General features: G+C 42.2%; 3 protein-coding genes. All 3 read right to left on the bottom strand.

The features are described 5' to 3' along the window. On the bottom strand, positions 1-366 hold a 366-nt coding region (locus AC29Z1_RS12460), incomplete at its 3' end, for an ABC transporter permease (RefSeq protein ID WP_488271787.1). Then, positions 363-1,115: an ABC transporter ATP-binding protein gene (locus tag AC29Z1_RS12455; RefSeq protein ID WP_488271786.1), complete on the bottom strand. Its 753-nt coding sequence runs from the start codon at positions 1,113-1,115 to the stop codon at positions 363-365. The genes AC29Z1_RS12460 and AC29Z1_RS12455, both read right to left, overlap by 4 nt. A 6-nt stretch (positions 1,116-1,121) precedes the next feature. Beyond that, positions 1,122-2,075, bottom strand: a complete 954-nt coding sequence (locus AC29Z1_RS12450; protein WP_488271785.1) for an ABC transporter substrate-binding protein — start codon at positions 2,073-2,075, stop codon at positions 1,122-1,124. Between the last annotated feature and the right edge of the window lie 150 nt (positions 2,076-2,225).

Genomic DNA, 2,225 nt, shown 5'->3' with positions numbered 1-2,225 from the left:
TAACACCTTGGATAATTCCCCTAAGCCAAACACCAGCATAACAACAGGTAAGAGCGCAATTTTAGGAATAGGATAGGTTAGATACACCAACGGCGAGAATAGTTTGTCCCAGCTCGAGAAATACCCCATACAAAGACCAAGCGGTATACCAATAAGTACAGCAAAAAAAACCCCGGCAAGAATGCGCCATAAACTGTAACAACCATGAACAGCTATTTCTGACAAAAATATTTGGCTGAAATTAACCAGTACCGCCCCTGGAGAAGGAATAATAGGCAGCTTCACCCAGCCAGCAATTATCTGCCACAACACAAAAAAAATTAGCGTTCCGTATAGATACCAGATTCCTGGTCCATTGTTCTTCACTTTGACCAATCCTCTTTTATCATCTTGCGTAGTTCTATACTAAGTTGGAAAAAATCCTGCTGGTTACGAATCCCTTCGATGCCAAACAAAGGATTGTCAATGATCTTGCTGACCCTCCCGGGAGAGGCTGACAAGATAACAATTTTCCGGCCAAGATACACCGCCTCTTCCACATGATGGGTGACAAGCATCGTAGAAACCGAATGTTTACGCCAGACCTCAAGAAATACATTCTGTATTTCCTCCCTGGTCATGGCATCTAAAGCGGAAAAAGGTTCATCCATTAATAACAAATCTGGCTGCAACAAAAAGGCACGAGCCAAAGCAACCCGTTGCTGCTGACCGCCGCTCAATTCGCCTGGATACCGATGCTCCAAACCGTTCAGACCCAGCAATTGCATCATTTCCGCCTGCTTTTGTATATGTTCACTGGCATCTTTGTGTTTTATTTTTATCCCTAGGCGAATATTTTCATAAATGGTTTTCCACGGCAATAGTCCATAGTTTTGCGGAATAAAGCCAATTTTTTGCTTTTGCGGCATAACAGCTTGGCCGTTAATTTCGACAGTCCCTTCAAAATTCTTAATAATACCGGCCAGGACTTTGAGCAAAGTTGATTTGCCGCAACCGGAAGGCCCAATAATGGCGCAAGTTTCTCCGGCAGCAAGTTCCAGGGAAATGTCTTTAAGCGCTATATTACGGGAGTTCCTGGCCTCATAGGAAACACTTAGGTCTTTTATCCTAATCATAATCTACTACCTTACAAAGCGGGTATCTACCAGTTCGGAATAGGAATACTTTTTCTGAATAAGTTGTCTTGCCTGCAGCCAATTCATCACATCATCAATGTCTTTTGGGGCAGGTGGAGCAGCCTTTTTATATTGCGGTAATATGAGAGCGCCTTTTACATCTGGGGGAAAACCGCCTTTCTCAATAATCAAGTCAATATAATCTTCCAGCGGCTCTTTAGACAAAAAGTCAACTGCTTTATTATAAGCCCGATACATGGCATGAAGTTCTTGCTCTTTGTTCTTAACAGCACTAGCAGTAAATAGTAAGACTCCGGGATTGATTCCCAGGGTATCCGAAGAATTGACAAACTTGCCACCGTTTTTTATGGCAACACTAGCCAACGGCTCCGGCAAGGTAGCAGCCGCAATCTTGCCATTCTGCAACATTTCCAATCGTGTAGGAATCTGCGGAATAACCACTTTATTAATTTCTTTTGCTGACAAACCTCCTTCGTCGGCAATCTTGTCAGTTACATATTCAATAATCGTATTTTTGGATACAGCCACATCTTTACCTTTTAAATCCTTGATTGATGTAGCGGTTTCATTTTTATTAACCACGAGCTTGTAGCTGCCAGTTGTTAACGAAGTAATGACGGTATCAAATCCCCCGGCTCTAGCAAACGCTTCGGCCAACATATCGGAAATAGCCCCGTCCAAGTTACCACTTTGAAGTGCGCTATCACGCTCCATAGCACTTTTAAACGATTTTAACGTTACCTGCAGACCTTCCTCCTTAAAATACCCTTTTTCCTGAGCAATAATAAAAGGAATGGAATCAACGTCAGGCATAAGACCAATAGTAAGACTCTTCATTTGCGAGTTTTGAGGAGCCGTATCTTCCTTTTTGTTACCGGCACAGCCGGTCAGGGCAAGTGCTAACATAGCAACAAGCAAAATAATTGTAATTTTTCTCATGAGCAACCTCAGTTCCTTTCGCTATCTTTTTTCTAATGGTTCACGCTTACTGTCTGGAATGAAAAAATAGCTTTAGAAAGATCACAACGACAAAATTTGTCATCTAGTATTGTTTTCGACACCTATTGCCTTGTCCCTCTTCATGATTTA

Source organism: Sporomusa sp., assembly GCF_057736855.1.
This window is presented reverse-complemented; position numbering and strand designations above follow the sequence as displayed.